This is a genomic window from Dysgonomonas sp. UBA7630 (assembly GCF_002483985.1).
Taxonomy (GTDB): Bacteria; Bacteroidota; Bacteroidia; order Bacteroidales; family Dysgonomonadaceae; genus Dysgonomonas.
Genome location: NZ_DLIY01000035.1, coordinates 30294 through 48818, shown reverse-complemented (window position 1 = coordinate 48818; position 18525 = coordinate 30294). Strand labels below are relative to the sequence as shown.

General features: G+C 39.6%; 11 protein-coding genes, 1 tRNA gene and 1 pseudogene. 1 reads left to right on the top strand and 12 read right to left on the bottom strand.

Going from position 1 to position 18525, the window contains the following annotated elements:
• Window positions 1-58: 58 nt before the first annotated feature.
• The 10 genes and pseudogenes from B3P17_RS14145 to B3P17_RS14100 all read right to left on the bottom strand — a co-directional run bounded on the left by B3P17_RS14145 (window position 59) and on the right by B3P17_RS14100 (window position 15620).
• On the bottom strand, window positions 59-616 hold the full coding sequence (locus B3P17_RS14145) for a CD225/dispanin family protein (protein ID WP_252639382.1): 558 nt from the start codon (window positions 614-616) through the stop codon (window positions 59-61).
• A 158-nt stretch (window positions 617-774) separates the two neighbouring features.
• A complete protein-coding gene (locus B3P17_RS14140) occupies window positions 775-1470 on the bottom strand; it encodes a hypothetical protein (RefSeq protein ID WP_252639381.1) in 696 nt (231 codons plus the stop codon).
• Between the two features lie 12 nt (window positions 1471-1482).
• A complete protein-coding gene (locus B3P17_RS14135) occupies window positions 1483-3369 on the bottom strand; it encodes a hypothetical protein (RefSeq protein WP_291105957.1) in 1887 nt (628 codons plus the stop codon).
• A 216-nt stretch (window positions 3370-3585) separates the two neighbouring features.
• Window positions 3586-5970, bottom strand: a complete 2385-nt coding sequence (locus B3P17_RS14130; RefSeq protein WP_393925126.1) for a transglycosylase domain-containing protein — start codon at window positions 5968-5970, stop codon at window positions 3586-3588.
• Between the two features lie 183 nt (window positions 5971-6153).
• Window positions 6154-8592, bottom strand: coding sequence for a replication restart helicase PriA (gene priA, locus B3P17_RS14125; RefSeq protein ID WP_291105955.1), 2439 nt, complete (start codon window positions 8590-8592; stop codon window positions 6154-6156).
• A gap of 9 nt (window positions 8593-8601) precedes the next feature.
• Window positions 8602-9213, bottom strand: a complete 612-nt coding sequence (locus tag B3P17_RS14120) for an outer membrane beta-barrel protein (RefSeq protein ID WP_252639378.1) — start codon at window positions 9211-9213, stop codon at window positions 8602-8604.
• 543 nt (window positions 9214-9756) lie between these two features.
• Window positions 9757-11538, bottom strand: coding sequence for a hypothetical protein (locus B3P17_RS14115; RefSeq protein ID WP_252639377.1), 1782 nt, complete (start codon window positions 11536-11538; stop codon window positions 9757-9759).
• A 27-nt stretch (window positions 11539-11565) separates the two neighbouring features.
• On the bottom strand, window positions 11566-14562 hold the full coding sequence (locus B3P17_RS14110) for a tetratricopeptide repeat protein (RefSeq protein ID WP_252639376.1): 2997 nt from the start codon (window positions 14560-14562) through the stop codon (window positions 11566-11568).
• Complete coding sequence (locus B3P17_RS14105; RefSeq protein ID WP_252639375.1) at window positions 14559-15080, bottom strand: NUDIX domain-containing protein; 522 nt, start codon at window positions 15078-15080, stop codon at window positions 14559-14561. Before B3P17_RS14105 ends, B3P17_RS14110 begins: the two co-directional genes overlap by 4 nt.
• 68 nt (window positions 15081-15148) lie before the next feature.
• Window positions 15149-15620, bottom strand: a pseudogene (locus B3P17_RS14100) (DUF3109 family protein).
• A 206-nt stretch (window positions 15621-15826) separates the two neighbouring features.
• On the opposite strand from B3P17_RS14100, the gene B3P17_RS14095 reads away from it, so the two are divergent.
• A tRNA-Arg gene (locus B3P17_RS14095) sits at window positions 15827-15898 on the top strand.
• Window positions 15899-16164: 266 nt separating this feature from the next.
• On the opposite strand, the gene B3P17_RS14090 is transcribed toward B3P17_RS14095, so the two are convergent.
• Both B3P17_RS14090 and B3P17_RS14085 read right to left on the bottom strand, forming a co-directional pair.
• Window positions 16165-17799: a hypothetical protein gene (locus B3P17_RS14090; RefSeq protein ID WP_252639505.1), complete on the bottom strand. Its 1635-nt coding sequence runs from the start codon at window positions 17797-17799 to the stop codon at window positions 16165-16167.
• 444 nt (window positions 17800-18243) lie between these two features.
• Window positions 18244-18411 carry a hypothetical protein gene (locus tag B3P17_RS14085; RefSeq protein ID WP_167755438.1) on the bottom strand — a complete coding sequence of 56 codons (168 nt, stop codon included), beginning with the start codon at window positions 18409-18411 and terminating at the stop codon, window positions 18244-18246.
• Window positions 18412-18525 lie beyond the last annotated feature (114 nt).

Genomic DNA, 18525 nt, shown 5'->3' with positions numbered 1-18525 from the left:
TTTACTCTGTGGTTAAAAAATGGATAAGAGCGAATGCGACAATAATTCCTTTTATAACTTAATACTGTAGCAGTGCTGCAAGCAAACCTAAAATGAACAATAACATATAGATAACAGGCAAGAATGCAATACCCCATAGCGTCCATAGTTTGGCTTTGCGTGATGCTTCTTGCGAAGCTTCATATTCTCTCTTGCCATACAGCGTTTCTACCTTCACGGCATAAAATATTCCGACAAGGCTTATCGGCGAACAACAAAATATAGTAAGCAATATCGATTCTATAAGCCAATTCTTGGGCATGGGTATTATGCCATCCCACTTGTGCTGATCGTCATATTGGTATCGCTGCCCGCTGTTATATGTCGGGTTTTGTTTATCCTGCTGCTGTCGTATTGGAGGAGGTGTCTGCTGCTCTTCTCTACGGTCTTGCGGTACAGGGGCTTTTGTGTCGAAAAGAAAATTCAGCTCCTGCAAAGTTCCGGCTTCAGCCCAGTCTGCCATCCCCGAACGCCAAACGATTGTTTCGGGGCTGATATTCTTACGAAGTAACTCGTTTGAAGTAAAGGGGCCGCATTGCAACTTCGATATATCATCGATGTAGTAATATTTCAGCATAAATTTATTTCATCTTAAAAAATAATATAGATCTTATATCTATATAAGAATATTAAAGAAAGTAATAAATTTTCATTCACCCAATAAATTGATTGAATAGAATAAAAAATAAAGTAGATACTAAAAAAGTACCTACTTCCATATTTTTGTCTTATATCTTAAAATGGTAATTTGTACGAGACTCCTCCATTTAGGCGTAATCCTGACCAATCCACTTTATAATCTTTTATCTTAGCCCCTATTTCAAAATCATACCCACCTGCAATATGTATTCCTATTCCGTACGGTAAATTGAGATTTGCTCCAATTTGTGGTAAGATGGAAAAACCTGTTGTATTATGTTTGTTCATTTTAAATTCGTCATCTATATCTTCCAATTTATTATTAACCTTGATGTGTGCTTTTGTATCAAAGTTGCTAAATGTCATTCCGGGAGATAATTCTCCATGGAATGAAATATTTACCTTTTGTCCTAATTCGACTTGGAAGAAATGATAACGATACAATAATCCGAACCTATATCCATTTAAAATCTGTTTGTAAATCATTTCCCCTGAATAGTCGGAATAGGCAAATCGTCCAGCTGTGGTCAGGTATGTAAAGTTGGCACCCATTTCATGTTTTTTTAATGTATATGTTATTCCTATATTATGGGTGACATAATTAGGGAAATTATCTGTAGTCGCAAAATCCAAAGGATATTTCAACTTTACAAACTCTTCCATGATACCGAGCAAAGGCTTCATATCATCCATTTTATAATCACCATAACCAACCGAATATTCAATTTTTATCTGAGAGTTTGCCGAAATTGAAAGTATACAAACAAAGATGATTAATATATATTTCTTCATTAGAGTAATCGTTTATTTTGTTATGTTAATGTAATAGTCCCTTACAACCAGGTGGTTATTTATAAGTCGTGCGTAGTAATAATAAAAATTCAGATTCGTTGTAATCTTGAATATTACTTTGTCGTAAGTATCATTTAAAATATTCAGTTGAGAATTGCTGTTGAAATCTTTATCCAAGTATAATATATTTCCAGTAAATGAATCGAAGCAAATAAATTCACCATCGAATGTTGCTATTTTATTTAAACTTGGAATTTCATAAATTGAAAATTTATTATCTATAGTTTGCATCACAACATGATTCTGCCTTTTAGGGTTGAATACAATATTGTTTACGCGGCTATTCGTCTGATGTTTTATTAGATTAAAATCTCCATTTTCATAACTATACAGCTTATACCAAGTATTATCTATTCGTAAGTAATTGAAAATATATTTTCCGTCCGGAGATATCGCTGGCCTGAAGTCTGTCCCTGTACTTTCTCTTTGATTATTGAGTAATTTGTTTGTCTTTATATCATAAATCCGATTAAGCTTTCTATCATTATTGTTTATAATAATCTTATCATCATCAGTTAAAAAGAATACAGGAAAATCATCGGTTGAAAATGTTCCCAACAGTGTGTTTAATGTATAATCAGAATATACATATATTTTAGGGTCTGTAGAACGGTCGTTAATGCGACAATGAATAGCTATTCGCCCGGTTGTTGGGGATGTTGTGAACTCTTCTGTATAAATGTTATACCCGAACGAAATATCTGCGTTGTTTTGAATTATTAAGGATTCTTTATTGTATGCACGAAAACCAAAATGATTTTGGTCAGGACGCATAGCTAAAATATAATTGTTTTTTACATCTGCATTGAATTGTATATGACGGGCATTTTCTTCATATTTTTCACCAAAGAATTTTTCCTGAAAATAGTTTATTATTTTCGGGTACTTTTCATAATTATTGAAATCAGCATGAAGGGGTAAGATATATAACTCATAATATTGAGTATCAGACATTGGGAATGTCGGTCTTAAAATAGATACTTCACTAGTTCCTTCCTTGATATTTATTACCTCATCTCTCCATTTAAGAACGTATTTACAGGCTATATTATTGGGATTATTCCATTTGATTTTCAATTTAAAAGGTTCAGCGGAGCTTGTTGTAAACATGCTGCTGGTGAATTCATTGTATTTTACTGTATAGAAAGCCTCCTTATCTTCTATTTTGTTAGATTTATATTTTACTACGATTCGAAATGTTTTACTACCATATACATAACTATTATCTATATATGAAGTCTCATCAGGATTCGTAATCTCAGCAACAAGTATTTCATCGAAGCTATTATAATGATAAATCTTGTAACTCTCAATTTCCAGACCTTCAATATTGGGTTTATCCCAATATAATTCTAGATGTTTATTATGATTTACACGTTGTTTTATATCTAATTTTATATCTGGATTAACATATTTGACAGAATAGTTAAATTCGAATTCACTTTTATCCCCTCCTAATATTTCCGCAAGACTCCCTGTTCCAGATGTAAGTTTGACTTTTAGCTTTAATGTACTATTTATATTTTCTGGCACATTATAAGGATGTAAAAAAATGTATCCATTTGAAACATCCATGAGCTGATTATTCAAATAAAACTCTTTATATACGATTGTGCCTGAAGTTATATTTAGTTTATATGTTAAATAAGTAGGAGCATATATGTATATAGGATTCCCCTCCGGGATATCAGCTAGATTAAATACTACTGAGGCATTTTTCTCTGGAGGTGTCAACTTTTGATAATTCATTTCATTATTATCATACTCACATGCATAAAATAAGAATAGGCTAAAACTAAGAATAAGTTTTAGGCAACGATTGAAAGATAATTTTACCATCTAATTTAATATGATTTCAATATTCTATAAATACAATATTAGTTTTTATGTATTTATCTATAGTTTTTATGTTAGATTCGGGGCAAATATAAGGAATATAAATTAAAAGATACAATTTTTATCAATTGGCGTTTATTATTTATCTTTTGAAAATAACTATTTTATCATTTGTGTATAATAAAAAAATAGCCTTTCATAGAAAGGCTATTTATATTTTTACTTAAACATTTCGTCTATCTGAGCCGGAGGCGGTGCATCCTGAACCTCTTCGTCGCTGCTCTTGTCGCAAACGCCATATCCCGGTACACTCTCAAACTGGTCTCCCTGACTATAACCGAGTCGCTTGTCTGCAAATACTTTTTTGAAGAACAGACCTACTATCGGCAGTGCCATGCTGGCTCCCTGTCCGTCAGTCGTACGGTCGAAGTGTATAGAGCGGTCTTCTCCACCTACCCAGCATCCGGTAGAAAGTTTAGGAGTGAATCCCATAAACCATCCGTCGGAGTTGTTTTGTGTTGTTCCTGTTTTTCCTCCCATTGGCGCTGTTATGCCATAGTTGCGTCTGATGCGTCCGCCTGTACCGCCATCCACTACTCCGCGAAGCATGTCGAGCATCTTCACATACGTGCCTTCGCTGAACACCTCGTCCATCTTCGGAGCGAAGGCTGCATCGGCTATTATATTGCCAAAGGCGTCTTCGATGCGGGTAACATATACAGGGTTGGAACGTATTCCTTTGTTAGCAAAAGAGGTGTAAGCGGCAACCATTTCCGACACAGACACATCGTGCGTACCCAGTGCCATAGACACCACAGGGTCTATGCGTCCGGTGATACCAAACGAGTGCAACATCCGTGCAAAGGCATACGGTGTGGTACGTCCCATGAGGTAAGCCGTAACAAGGTTGTCGGAGTTTTGCAGCCCCCATTTGATGGTGACCATTTCGCCAAACATAGAAGCTCGTCCACCTCTTGGAGTCCACTCTTTACCTGTTTCGGTAACGAGGGTTTGAGGCACATATAGCATCTGGTCGCAAGGCGTCATTCCGCTTTCCATCGATAGGGTGTAGAGGTATGGTTTGATGGTGGAACCTATTTGTCGGCGTCCCATGTTCACCATATCATATTGGAAGAACTTGAAGTCTATTCCTCCCACATAAGCTTTTACATATCCGTTGTGGTTGTCCATCGCCATAAAGCCCGAACGCAGGAAGCTTTTGTGATAGCGTATAGAGTCCCAAGGAGTCATTGTAGTATCCACTTCTCCTTTCCAAGAGAATACTTTCATATCTACAGGCTGCTTGAATATCTTTAGTATTTCTTTTTCGGACATGCCTTCATTTTTCAGAGCCTTGTACCTGTCGCTAATCTTCATGGCACGATATAGCAATGTGTCTACATCTTTGGCTACCGAGTACGAGAACGGAGCATACGAGCGACCTCTCTTTTCTTTATCGAAGTCGGGTTGCAGTTCCTTGCTGAGGTGTTCTGCCATCGCCTCTTCGGCATACTGCTGCATGCGAGAGTCAATCGTTGTATATATTCTCAGTCCGTCGGTAGAGAGGTTGTAATTAGAGCCGTCCGGCTTTTTATTCTTGTTGCACCATCCGTATAGCGGGTTTGTTTCCCAGCTGATAGAATCGAGCGCATATTGTTCCATCTGCCACGAAGCGTAATTCGATTTCTTCGGTTTTTTGGCAGTCATAGCCATACGCAGATACTCTCTGAAATAAGGAGCGAGCCCGTCTTTGTGGTCTACCCGTTTGAAGTCGAGTTTCAGTTCTGTTTGTATCAGTGAGTCGTATTGTTGTTCGGTAATGTAATCGCTCTTGTACATCTGTTCCAATACCACGTTCCTGCGACCTTTTGTTCTGTCGGGATATCTTCTCGGGTTGAAGTACGAAGGGTTTTTACACATCCCTATCAGGGTAGCGGCTTCTTCTATCTTGAGCTCTTTTGGTGTTTTGTTGAAGTACACCTGTGCAGCCGACTGTATCCCTACAGCGTTGTATAGGAAGTCGAATTGATTGAGGTATAAGTTTACTATTTCTTCTTTTGTATAATATCGTTCCAGTTTTACGGCAATAACCCATTCGATGGGCTTGCGTAAAAACACACGTTGAACCCAGTTTTCGGAAGGAGGAGAATAAAGCAGTTTTGCCAGCTGCTGAGGAATGGTACTACCCCCACCGCCACTTTCCTGCATCAGGATGCCTCTTTTCACTACGGCTCTGAGCAATGCGTATGCATCAATACCCGAATGTGAATAGAAACGTGCATCTTCGGTAGCTACCAACGCTTGTACCAGATACGGAGAAAGATCTTCGTAGTTGGAATATATACGGTTGTTTTTTGCAAGGGAATATGTGCCCAACAGTTGTCCATCGGTAGAATATATCTGAGAGGCATATTTGTCAATCGGGTTTTCTAACTCTTCTACATCAGGCATATAGCCTATTGCTCCTATACTGATAAGGGCAAATGTGATGGTGAGTACTCCGATGAAGCAGGCAAACCCGATCCACATCTTTTTTATGATGGTCTTCGGGGTGCGTTTTTTATTTGTCTTATTATTCCTTCTTTGTTTTTCCTTCTCATTCATAAGTGTATGCAAGTCTTTTAACTTGGCGCAAAGTTATATAAAACGTTTCAATAATGCAGATAAAAAAACTTAAATGCTTTTCAATAATTCTTGTTATGCTCAGTAGCGGAAAGCGTTTTTTATATTTGGCGGGAAAAGATACTTCATTCTGTTCAGGATGATAACCTAACAGCGGACGTAAACCTACATCGGATCAACATCGTAGTGCAACAACAGTGACTTGAACGCCGGATTGGCAAATACAAGGGACTGGCATTGGAAAATACCTTCACGAACCTTCTGTATCGATGCCTGATTTTCGATTTTGAGCATGATGTGGCGGATATACAACGACTGTATACGTGATACCGGCGGCTTGCCCGGTCCCAACACACGCTCGCCAAAGGTGGTGCGCAAGGCTGAGGCAAACTCCCGTGCTGCACTGTCGGTGAGTTGCTCGTCTCTGCCACGTACTACAATGTTTATCAGACGGAAGTAGGGTGGATAACGGAACATTTTTCGTTCTTCGGCTTGCAGTTCGTAAAACGATTCATAGTCGTTTCGCCTTACAAAGCTGATCAACGGACTACCCGGATGCGAGGTTTGGAGGAATACCAAGCCCTGTTTATTTTTACGTCCGGCACGTCCGCTTACCTGTGTCATGAGTTGGTACGCTCGTTCGTATGCTCTGAAATCGGGATAGTTGAGCATATTGTCGGCGTTGAGTATCCCTACAATGCTTACATTATCAAAGTCTAAGCCTTTGGATACCATCTGCGTACCGATAAGTATATTGGTTTTGTTTTGTTCAAAGTCGGAAATAATACGTTCGTAAGACCGCTTCCCTCGTGTGGTGTCTAAGTCCATGCGGGCAACCGAAGCTTCGGGAAAGAGTTCTGCAACTTCCTCTTCTATCCGTTCCGTGCCATAGCCCAGCATGTCGAGCGTAGGAGTCTTACAATCGGGGCAAACGGTAGGCACTTCGTATGTTGCTCCACAGTAGTGGCATACCATCATGCGCTGTCCTTTGTGATAGGTGAGGCTTACGTCACAATTTCGGCAATGCAATGTCCACGAACAGGTTTTGCACTCGAGCATGGATGCAAATCCGCGTCTGTTTTGGAAAAGTATGATCTGTTCTTTTTTGCTCAATGCCTCCTTCATTTTGTCGATGAGGGGAGGAGAGAGGAACGATTTCATTTGTTTTTTCCTTCTCAGCTCTTTGGTGTTAACGACTGCTATCTGTGGCAACTCGATGTTTTCATACCTCTTATCCAATCTTACCAGTCCGTACCTTCCCGTAAGGGCGTTGTTGTATGTTTCGAGCGAAGGGGTACACGTACCCAGCAGCGTTTTGGTGTTGAACAGTGAAGCCAATACAATGGCGGCATTGCGTGCGTTGTAGCGGGGAGCAGGGTCTTGCTGCTTGTACGAGCTTTCGTGTTCCTCGTCTACAATCACCAGATCTAAGTCTGTAAAGGGTAGGAATATCGCAGAGCGTGCCCCTAAAACAACTTGTATGTCGTTGTTCTTTAGTAGGTTGTTCCATACTTCGGCTCGCTCGTTATCGTTAAACTTGGAGTGATACACCGCAAGTTTGTTGCCAAAAACGGCTTTTAACCTGTCGGTTATCTGGGTGGTGAGAGCAATTTCGGGCAGAAGGTAAAGCACCTGCTTGCCTTTCTCTATTGCCTCCTTTATAAGTTGGATATATATTTCTGTCTTTCCGCTCGATGTAACGCCAAAGAGCAGAGTTATGTCTTTTTCTTTGAATGAGTCTTTTATCTCCTCAAGGGCTTTTTGTTGATGTTCGTTCAGCTCCGATGCAGCATCTATATTGGTATCGCCATAGTCGAAACGGCTGACTTCGTATTCGTACGTTTCGAGGAATCCTTTTTTCAGCAGTTCGGACAGTACGCTAGCCGAAGTATCGGCTTCTTCGAGCAGTGTTTTCTTTAGCACAAGGGGAGCCTCGTCCTTCATAAACAGGAATGTAGAAAACAAGTGCTGTTGCTTTTTTGCCCTTCCCAGCTCGTCCATTATCGCATTTAGCTCATCTTCGCTGTATTGGCGGGTGAGGCGTATGGCTGTTTGGCTCTTAGCGGTATATGTGTCTTGTATGTTTTCGCTGATGTATGCCGCTTTTTTATCTACCAACGCTTTTATGGCAGTGACGGCATTCGATATTCCCGCTTGCTTTTCTATCTCGGCTATCGTTTTGGCTTTGTCGGGCGAAAGGCAGTAGAATACTTTCTGTTCGTTGGCAGTAAGCGGTTCGGAAGTCTCAAAGTCGGCATTGAGCAAAACGTGCGTTTCACTTTCCAGCTTTAGGGCAGAGGGTAGCGCCGCACGATATACATCGCCCAGCGAACACATATAATACATAGCCACCCATTCCCAGAACTTTAGCTGGAGAGGGGTGGCTATCGGATATTCTTCGAGCACGGTAACAATGTCTTTTACCGGCTGTGATAATTTTTCTTTTTCGTATATCTGAAAAACAATGGCTGTGTAAAACTTCTTCTTGCCAAACTGTACAATAACCCTACTCCCTGCGTATACCGATTTTTTGAATTCTAAAGGAATAGCGTAAGTGTAAGTCCCTTGTAGCGGCAAGGGTAATATTACATCAGCATACAGCATTTTTTGTTATCAGAAGTAGTAATTGAGTCCTACGGTCCAGGATTGGTTTTTCTTGTTTTGGAACGTATCGGCATCCATGTATTCTTCTTTATAATTGTCGGTCAGGTCGCCACGGAAGTACATTCCCAGATCGATATTTCTGAATAAAGTAACTCCTGCTCCTGCACCCAACCCGAAGATAAAGTTTTTGTGCTTGAAAGCGTTCACTACATCTTTGGCATTATCACCATCACCAACTTTCACATTGCCATACACACCACCTGTAACAAACAAGCCCAAAGGACCTAGCTTGATACGTTGCTTTAAGTTGATAGGCAAGCTTATATAGTTATAGTCGGATAGAGAGGCATTGTCTTGCTTTTCACTGATCTTATATTCTTTATGTCCGTACAGTACAGAAATGTCTCCCCCGAATCCCGAAATAGGAACTACAAATTCGGCTGTTGGGCCTATCTGGAAGCCTAATCGGTTGCTGGCTTTCAATATATCAGTCTTCAGCTTGTTGCTGGCTACATCTACACCTCCCCTTACACCCAGACGAAATTGAGCTGAGGCAGTATTAATACTCAGTACGCAAATAAGAGCAAAGAGTGCTAGCGATACTAATTGTTTTGTTTTCATACGTAATACCTTTTATTAACTCTTTTTTTATAACACATAAATAGAGAGAGAAGTTCGTTTGTGCCCGATTGTTTTATAAAATGTTTTCTGAATAAATTGGTGGAATTTCTGATTTTCGAAAGTATTCTGATATTCATTACTCGCATTTTACAGTTTACGAAAATAGTTAAAATTTACAAACAAACAAATTATATGCAGATAATTTTTAATGATTTGTTTATAAGTTGATTACATGCCCTTCGGTATGTGATGTTTAGTATGGCTTTAGATCAACATTTAGATATAAACTACACAGTATAACCGTTGTTATAAATCATCTTTCGGGGAAACATCGTAAGGACTTCTCATTTTTATAACGCTATTCGAGCCGGCATATTGTTTCTTTGTAGTTAAAGAACGGATTAAAATTTATTCTTGTCTTCTCTCATACTCCATAATTTCTGCATAACAAAAAATACAGTAACCCTACAAAGAAAACGGAGTGAAACAATCCGTTGCACGGACGGGGTCTCACTCCATTTATGAAGATTAATGGATATTCTTTTAGAACTTGAGGCTTACACCTGCCATGAAGTTAAAGCCTTGTAGCGGATATCCGTATTGCAGTTCATACTTTTGGAATAGTATGTTGTTCAATCGTCCGTTTACGGCTATATAGTCATTTATCTTATATTCGGCTCTGAAGTTCAGTTCGTTTATATCCTTCATATTTGCAATCGTCGATGCAGTAGTACTTGCGTTTGAGGCAAGAGCCTTGCGTCCGCCTGCATATAGATAATTCACCGACAGGGTAAGATTGTTGATTGGGTTAACGTCAGCGTTGAACTCAGCTGTGAATGTAGGACGTCCCCAAGGTTTGGTGTCGGGCAGCGTCTCAGCATCTATCACCTGCACATACGGTTCGTGATACTTCACATTGTAGAAATAAGCGGTCATACGAGCCGAAAGATCGGTGTATGGGATCAGGTTTGTTTTCAACAACCCGCCGATGTGTCCTGTAGAGATGTTGGCATATACAGGGCTTCCAACATTTCCCCATCCGTTTTCTCTGTAATAGTTGTATACATAGAGGTGGTCTCTTCTTACGTGCTTGTATCCGGCAAAGAGGTCAAACTCCAAACCACTTACTACACCCGAGCGGAATCCGATCTTGGCATCGTAATATGTTTTTGAATATTCGATGCGGGTGCTAGGGTCTGCATAACGGTTTTCTTGCAAAATGTCGAGGAATGTATTGTTGTTGACCCCTCCGCCCACTTCGGCATAGAGTGTGTTTACTTCGTAGAAGCTGACGCTAGCTTTTACATTTGGTGAAATAGCAAAAGCCGTTTTCACGTCAAACAATGCACTCAGGTTTGCGCCTAAATCGGCATTCCAGTTTGCTCCCTGAAACTTGATATATGGCGTACCTGTAATATTTGTATATCCGTGATACGCATTGGGTAGGTAGTCGGTTTTGTTGCTGAACGATTGGTTCAATATCATTCCCTTTATCCCTACTTGCTGATCGGCTCCAAATTCTGTATACAGGTTTAGGTCGGCATTGATAATGCCCCCTTTTACTCCGTCGTCTGCTTTTTGGCGACCATACTTATTTGTGAAATAATTGTAGCTCACATTTCCGTCATACTTGATCGGGCCTTCGTTCTCTTCTTTCGATTTCAGTCCTGCTCCGATCTTAAACACATTTACGCCTTGCTTGCTGTCTACATCGAACGGATACACCGCAGACGATGAGATCGGAATAAAGCTGTTTCCATAATAATTGTAAGATGTATTATAGAATGATGCTCCCAGCGAAAGTACAGAAGGGTCGAACGTGTGTTGATATTTCAGGTTGCCTCCTGCATGCATATACTTGGCTTTTGCATCTTTGCGGGCATAGTCGCTACCGTTGATATAGTCTACTGTAGAGCCTGTTGCGCTATATGTACCAAAAAAGTCGAGTCGGTCGTTGTCTCCGTTTACAAGTCTGTACCCGAGAGCTCCATCGATATTTCCCCCTGTGCCCAAGCCCAATACCGCATAGCCGCGTTTCTTGTCGAAGGCTACATCTGTTTTGATGTCACCCGATGCCGAAGCTCCCAGTTTGTTGTTGTCCAACCTGATCTGAGGGGTGTTGCTCTCGAACTTGATTTCTTTCGGTTTGATAGTCGGGGCGTAAATATTGGGTTGTGTATTTACTTTCGATGCTTCTTGCATGGTAGGTACATAGTCTCTTTCGAGCATCACCTGACGAGTGATGGTAGAGTCTTTTTGTGCCGAAACTGTCAGGCTTATTATTCCCAGTCCTATGACCAATAATGATTTATATGTTGTTTTCATACGTTTTAATTCTGATTTGTTCATAAGTTATTTTAAAGCTGACAAGCGTTCGTCTATCATTGTGTTTATATCGGCTTCACCTCCTTTATAATTTGCCTGAAGGCTTTCGAGATACTGACGTGCCGAGAATTTATCACCTTTGGCAACATAAGCATCCGACAATACCACCACCGCACGTGCCATCCAATATTGGTATGGTGTACCTTCTTTCATAAAGGCAAGCACTTGTTTTTCGGCCTTGTCGTACGATTTCCATTTGTAGTACATGTCCGCAAGTAAGAACTGGGCTTCGGCTCCGAATGCGCTGCGAGTATCTTTGGCTACTGCCTGCAAGTCTGTGGCTGCTTCGTCGTTCTTCTTTAGGTTGATATACGATTTTCCTCTGTAGAATCTGGCTTCGTTGGCTACGGCAGGAGCTGCTTTTGCTCCTTGCAATATTTTGCTTGCGGCAGCTACCACCTCGTTATCTTTTTTCAGAAGATAAGCACAACGCAACATACCCAGTTGGGCAATGTCTTTGTTCTCTGTATTGGATGCCACCATATTCAGGTGCTCGTAGGCGGCATAAGCTGCCTCATAATTTTTGCGGTCGAACTCTATTCCCGATGCAAACACCAAGGCATTGGCAATGTATTTTGGGTTGTTTGAGTTTATAACTTCATTGAAGTGGGTGAGTGCTTTATCGAAATCTTTGGCTTCGAATGCCATATCGCCCAGATAGAAGTGTGTATCGCTTGCAAATACCCCGTTAGGATATGCTTGCAGGTATTTGTTGAATGCTGTTTTCGACTCATCTTTGCGGCCTTTCATATATATGTTTTCGGCAGCCAAATAGGTGAGTGAGTCCTGACGGTTGGACGAAAGGATTGTGCCTTTACCCAGCGAGTTGACGTATGAAGCATACGAGCTGATGTCGTTCATATCCTTATAAACCGCCTCAAGGCTTTCTATGGCAGTACGTGCTTCTTCCGAATTGGGATAGTTGGCAATTACCTGCTTGTAGGCTTCTGCCGACTTGCGAGGATTGTTGGTGTTGAAATATAATTGTCCGAGCTGTACTCCTGCTTTTTGTGCCAGATTGGATTTCGGATGGTCTTTCAGCATTTTTTCAAGCACCGAAATTGCTTCCTGTTCTTTGTTTTGCATTACCAATGCACGGCTCTTTTCGTACAGTGCATTGTCGATATATTGCGAGTTCGGATATTTTGCCATCATGCTGTTCAGTGCTGTTACTTTTCCCGAATAGTTGCGTTGCAATCCTAATACAAATGCCTTTTGGAATTCAGAATAGTCGGCATTCTCAGGGTTTGAAGATACGGCTTGCGCATAGTATCTTTCTGCCTCAGAGAAGTTTCTGTTGTAGAGGTTTATATCCCCGATGCGGTTGAGGGCATCGGAATAGTTTGGCGACTGCTTGTTGCTTTCTGCCGAAACATATTTCTTGAAGTTGTTCAGAGCAGAAGAATAAACTTTGTCCTGAAACTGTGCGTAAGCCAAGTTATACAGCGCTAGTGGATAATTCTTTTGCGAAGGGGAAGCCTGACCGATGTAAGCCGTGTAATCTCTGGCTGCTGTGCCATAGTCGGCACTGCGATAGGCTATGTCTCCCCGCCAGAAATATGCTTCGTTGCGCACTTCGGCGTTGTAGCTACCCATGTTGATGGTTGCATTGAAATCGTTGGCAGCAAGGTCGTAACGCTTGTCGATGAAGTTTTGCACACCCGACTGGAAGAGTATAATTTGCTTAGCTTCCAGTATCTGACGATCGGGCGACTTGATGCTATTGATGGCCGCAAGGGCAGTGCTATAGTTTTTGGACGAAAGCAATGTGGAAGCCAGAGCTCCGCTTACTGCGCTCGTATATTTCGAATTTGGATACTGAGCAAGGAAACGTTGCGATGCTGTAATAGCTTCGCCAAAAGCACCTCCTCCGTCTCGGTTGCGTATCATTACGTTGTTGTATAATGCACCTTCGCTGATAGAAGGGTCGAACTCGGATCGTGCGGCTGCTTCGAAAGCCATAACGGCATTCTGCGTGTCGTTTAGTTTCAGATAAGACTGTCCCAGAAGCATCTGTCCTGCCTGTCCCAGTTTGTCGGTTGTAGAAGCTACATCTTTCAGCGCTTTTACGGCATTGCCATACGCACCTGTTTGGTAGTATGCTTCTGCCAGTTGGTACATATCTTCACGGAAAGGTGTAGATGTAGTGGCACGATATTGCTCATAGTTGCGGATAGCATTTTGTATGTTGCCAAGGCGGTAGTAGCTGCTGCCCAGCAGGCGATATACTTCTCCGATGTTTTTACTGCTCGGGTATGACGAGATAAAGTCTTGTCCTTCGCTTATCGTTCCGTTCATATTGCCTTGCAGAAACTCGCTTTGTATGAGGAAGAATGTTGCATTCTCTTTGTATTCGGGTTTGCTTTTCAGCTTTCGGAATGTAGCGATAGCCTGATCGTATTCTCCTTCCTGAAAATTGGCATAAGCCAGATAGTAGGATGCCGGCTCTGCATATTTTTTACTATTGCGAGACAATAGTCCGAATAGGTTTTTAGCTTCTTTTCTGTCTCCCTTTTGGAGGCTGGCATACGCCATGCGGTAGCTGTAGTCTTCTTGTTCGCTTACGGACAGATAATCGATATCCACTTGTGAGAACCAATGAAGGGCTTTGTTCCAATCTTTTTGTTGAAAATGAATTGATCCTGTAAAGAAACTGATCTGGTTGCGGTGATAAGATTCGGGATAATCGTCAAGAAAATCTTTCAAAATTGTTCCGTCACCGGCTTTGCCCTGATAAAATAAGGAGCTGACAATCATATAGTCTGCTTCTTCCATCAGTTTTATATCTTTCGACTGGTTCTTAAATTCTTGTAGTGTATTGATACATCCTACATAGTTATTGTTTAAGAACATTTCTTTGCCTTGCGAAAATAGCCTTCCGGGCAATTCTGTGTACACTGACTTCTGAGCGTGAGCCAAATGTAAGCCCGATGCAAGGGTGATAACTAATAGCAGTTTTCTCATATTTTCATTATTTTGATTTCCTGTATTACTTCTTTTACCGAGCGTAGCCCAAACAGGTCGGGGTTAAGCTCTGATATTTTTATAAATTGAAGGCTGGCGACATCGTCCTCAGCTTGCATGTTCCTCATATCATCTACTTTGCATAGGTAAACCAGATCGAGGGTATGCACCTCAAACCCTGAGTATACGTATGTATTGGGGATGGAGAACATATATTTTGCTTGCGAAACATGGAGCCCTGTTTCTTCTTTTACCTCTCGTATAACAGCTTCCTCTCCTGTTTCGTTCATGTCTACAAATCCGCCGGGCAGGTCGAATGTACCTTTTGCAGGGTCGTGAGCCCGCGTTGCAACCAGCAGCTCATCATTACTGTTGATAATAATGGCTATTGTGGAAGAACTGGGGTTGAAGTAATAAACGAAGCCACAAGTCTCACATCTTTTCGATTTGAAATTATTCTCCACAAAATGGCTTGACCCACATTTTGGGCAAAATTTGAATTGATGTAGTGGATGCATGTTTTGAGTTTAAAGTTATGAGTTTAAGTTATATTGTAAACCGATACAGACCATAAGCTCTTTACAGATTATTGCCATTTGTATCCTGCTTTTTTGTATTCTTCTGCTACCAGAACAAGTTCGTTATACCAATCTTCTCCGAAACGACGGATAAGTGGTTCTTTGAGGAACTCGTAAACTTTCAATCCTTCCTTCTTGCCGAGTAATACTGCCGCTTTGCAGATCGACCACCGATGATAATTAACGGCGGTGAAGTCTTTATATTTTTGCAAACGGATAGGGTACAGATGGCAAGAGATGGGTTTGTAAAAGTTGGTACGTCCTTCCCGGTATGCTTTTTCGATGGCACATTTGCAGATGCCTTTTTCGTCGTAATAGGTAAACACACAGTCTTTTCCGTGCACGATAGCGGTTACCATGTCTCCATCGTGGTCGCGGTAGGCTACTCCATGCTCTTTTATTACGGCTTGNNGAGAGGTCGCATAGAAAATTTTCTTCGATTATATCTGATGCGACTATTGCATCGCCAATTTGAAACATTTATTTATTGTTATGTTTTTAAAAAAATATTTAGCAAATATAGATGTTTTTATAGCAGCACACAATTGGCAAAAGTCCTATTTCCTGAAAAAACAGGGTTTCTTTAACACTATTTGATTAAATCGCAGAATGTATTTGCCTAATGTCGGAAATTCTCTTATTTTTGCAGTGATTTTATCGGAAACGAGAGTGACGGTAAGATGTATGGCGCAGTAGTTCAATGGATAGAATAGAAGTTTCCTAAACTTTAGATTCGGGTTCGATTCCCGGCTGTGCTACAGGAGAAGCCGCTGATGAAGCGGCTTTTGTTGTTAGAAAGCCCCATCAGCCATTTTACATAATTCTTGTGAGGTATCTTTTGTATTCAAAGTATATATTTCATTATTAATACTATAAGAATATCACCTACGAATTTTGGAGATAATGTAGACAAAAACTCGAAGAATTTTTAAGCCTTATATAAAAAATGATTTTCAAATATAAAAGAAGCAACTGAAATATTTGACTCCAGTTGCTTCTTTAAGAAAATACTTACATTAAAAATCTAGAAATTACCAAAAGGGATTTCTGCCCATGTCCATCCATATGGACGAACTCCGTTTGGGAAAACTCTAGTGTTTGTTGTTACAAATTTATATTCAGGATCATATGTTCTTATTGACCTAAATGTTTTAGTTTTTCCATTCACATCTATGCTATAATCGAAGACTATTTTAATATCTTCGTTATCAGCTTTTAAGTTGTTGGCTATGTAATATTCTTCAATATAAATAAGCGGTTTCCCAGTTTTGTTATCTTTCCATTTTGGAGGTACATTTCTTGTATTAAAAGTAGATACCATTTTATAAAAATAAGGACCAATCGAAGCACTTCTAACCTCTGTTGTATCATCTTTATAAAGAATGTTAGGAAAACTATTACTTAAAGAATTTATTTTTAATTGATAAGCTGTTAATGATTTATTTTCTAATTTTTCTTTGGTTTTGCTTGTTGTATTATACTTTTCACCACTGGTATGATTCCATAAACGATAAGCACTAACTCTATTAAATGATAGATATGGTACTAAGCTCTCATTGATTAACATATTTCGATCAGGAAAACCCAATTCTTTCTCTACATTTAGAATGAATGAAGATCCATTTCTATAAGTAGGAAGACAATATGATGTGATTTCAATTGTCGGTGCCGCAATAGTATTCCAAATTCCCAATTTAATATTAGGCATAGGTATTTGTAAAGGGGGAATGCTTGTAACAGAGGGCATTTCAGATGTTCCGGTTATTTCCACTTGACCGGTTGTTTTAAGTTGAAGAGTATAGTTTGTGGCAGCATTTGATGAGCTTCCTAAAATAGATCCGAATAGTAGATTACTTCCTAAATTTATTAGCTCTTTAATATCTCCGTTTATTATTTTTTGTAATGTTTCAGTAGCAACACCCTTTAGTGGTTTTTTATCATTGCCTACGCTAATATTGCTGATTATCCAGTCTTTTGCTGATTCTTGAATAATTGTTGCAGTCTCTTTTATAAATGGGTTAGTTGTACTAGAAGTCTTACTTGGAGCACTAATAATAGAGCCAGTGGACTGAGATTGATAGGTGCCACTTAATTTAATACTACTAACATTTTGCTGACGAGCATCAATACGAAGAGTCATATTTGTAGACATATTTGGGTCATATGTAAGCTCTAACTGAAAGCAATTCCAACCTATAGTAAATCCTTTTGTAGTGTTAGCGGTCACATTCATTACACTTACTCCTTTTATTTTAGAGGCAGAGTAATTATTAGGATAAGTAAAATAACCATCGTGGTTGTAAAAAAGTTTTTGATCGCCACCATCAAAAGATATTTCCCAAAAACCATTGTTTCCTCCTGTGATTTTTTCTAGGTAATAAAACCCTTTTAATATACCTGTAAATTGATTATAGAATATAAGATAATTCATATTTGCTCTATCATCTTTCAACCCGTTGAATAAGAGTATCCATCCATCTTCCGCTAGAATATCTTTTCTTATATCATTGGGGATACTAGATGTTGTTGAACTATGCCATGGTACATAAACAGGTGTAGGGTAAGACGGCAATTTAATTTCTGTCCAGTTTTCCCATTCTCCCTTTGGGATAATCAATTGACTACTTTTTATCTTTTTCTCGCCAATGTTATCTTTCATAAAATCATCGTTCATGATGTCATCAGAACATCCGACCATGAATACGCAAATAAAAATTAAAAAGATGTGTTTCATCATAAATATTGTTTAGGGTTAATAGTTTATCAGTAACTAGTAGTTAGGTAAATATACTGTTAATAAAAACAAAAACGTCAAATTGTTAGTTGTATATGACTTTTTTTTCTTAATATTTTAACTAAAGTGCTAATTGTATAATATTTATGATCAACTCGTTTGCACCAAAATATGACTTTTATTTGTTCAACCATTGGCTGTATTTTTGCCACAACTTTGCAATATTGTAAGAATGCACATATTTCTGTACACGAAACTTTATTGTAAGGAGGATGATGGAGGAGTGAGATAGATGATAAACACAACGAAAAAAAGCCCCTTAACCAAAGGAGCTTTATAAATAATAGTGGAGTCTTATTTTACCCGCACCTACCCTCTATCATTAGAGTTTTCATCCGGATTAATTCTGTTTGTGGCAGCCTTTACCGATTTTTCGGAGCTAGGTACAGGATTTTTGATGTTTTTTACTTTTCGGGCATGTTCGTATCCCTCAAATTTATGTTCTTTGGATTGTGTCTTTGATATATCTTCTTTCATGGTTCAATAAATTTAATGTTCGACATACATAGACTAAACAAAACGAATCGGAATAATGTTCTCGGTTCGTTTATTATCTATCTGTATAAAAACAAAAAGGCTGTCATCACGACA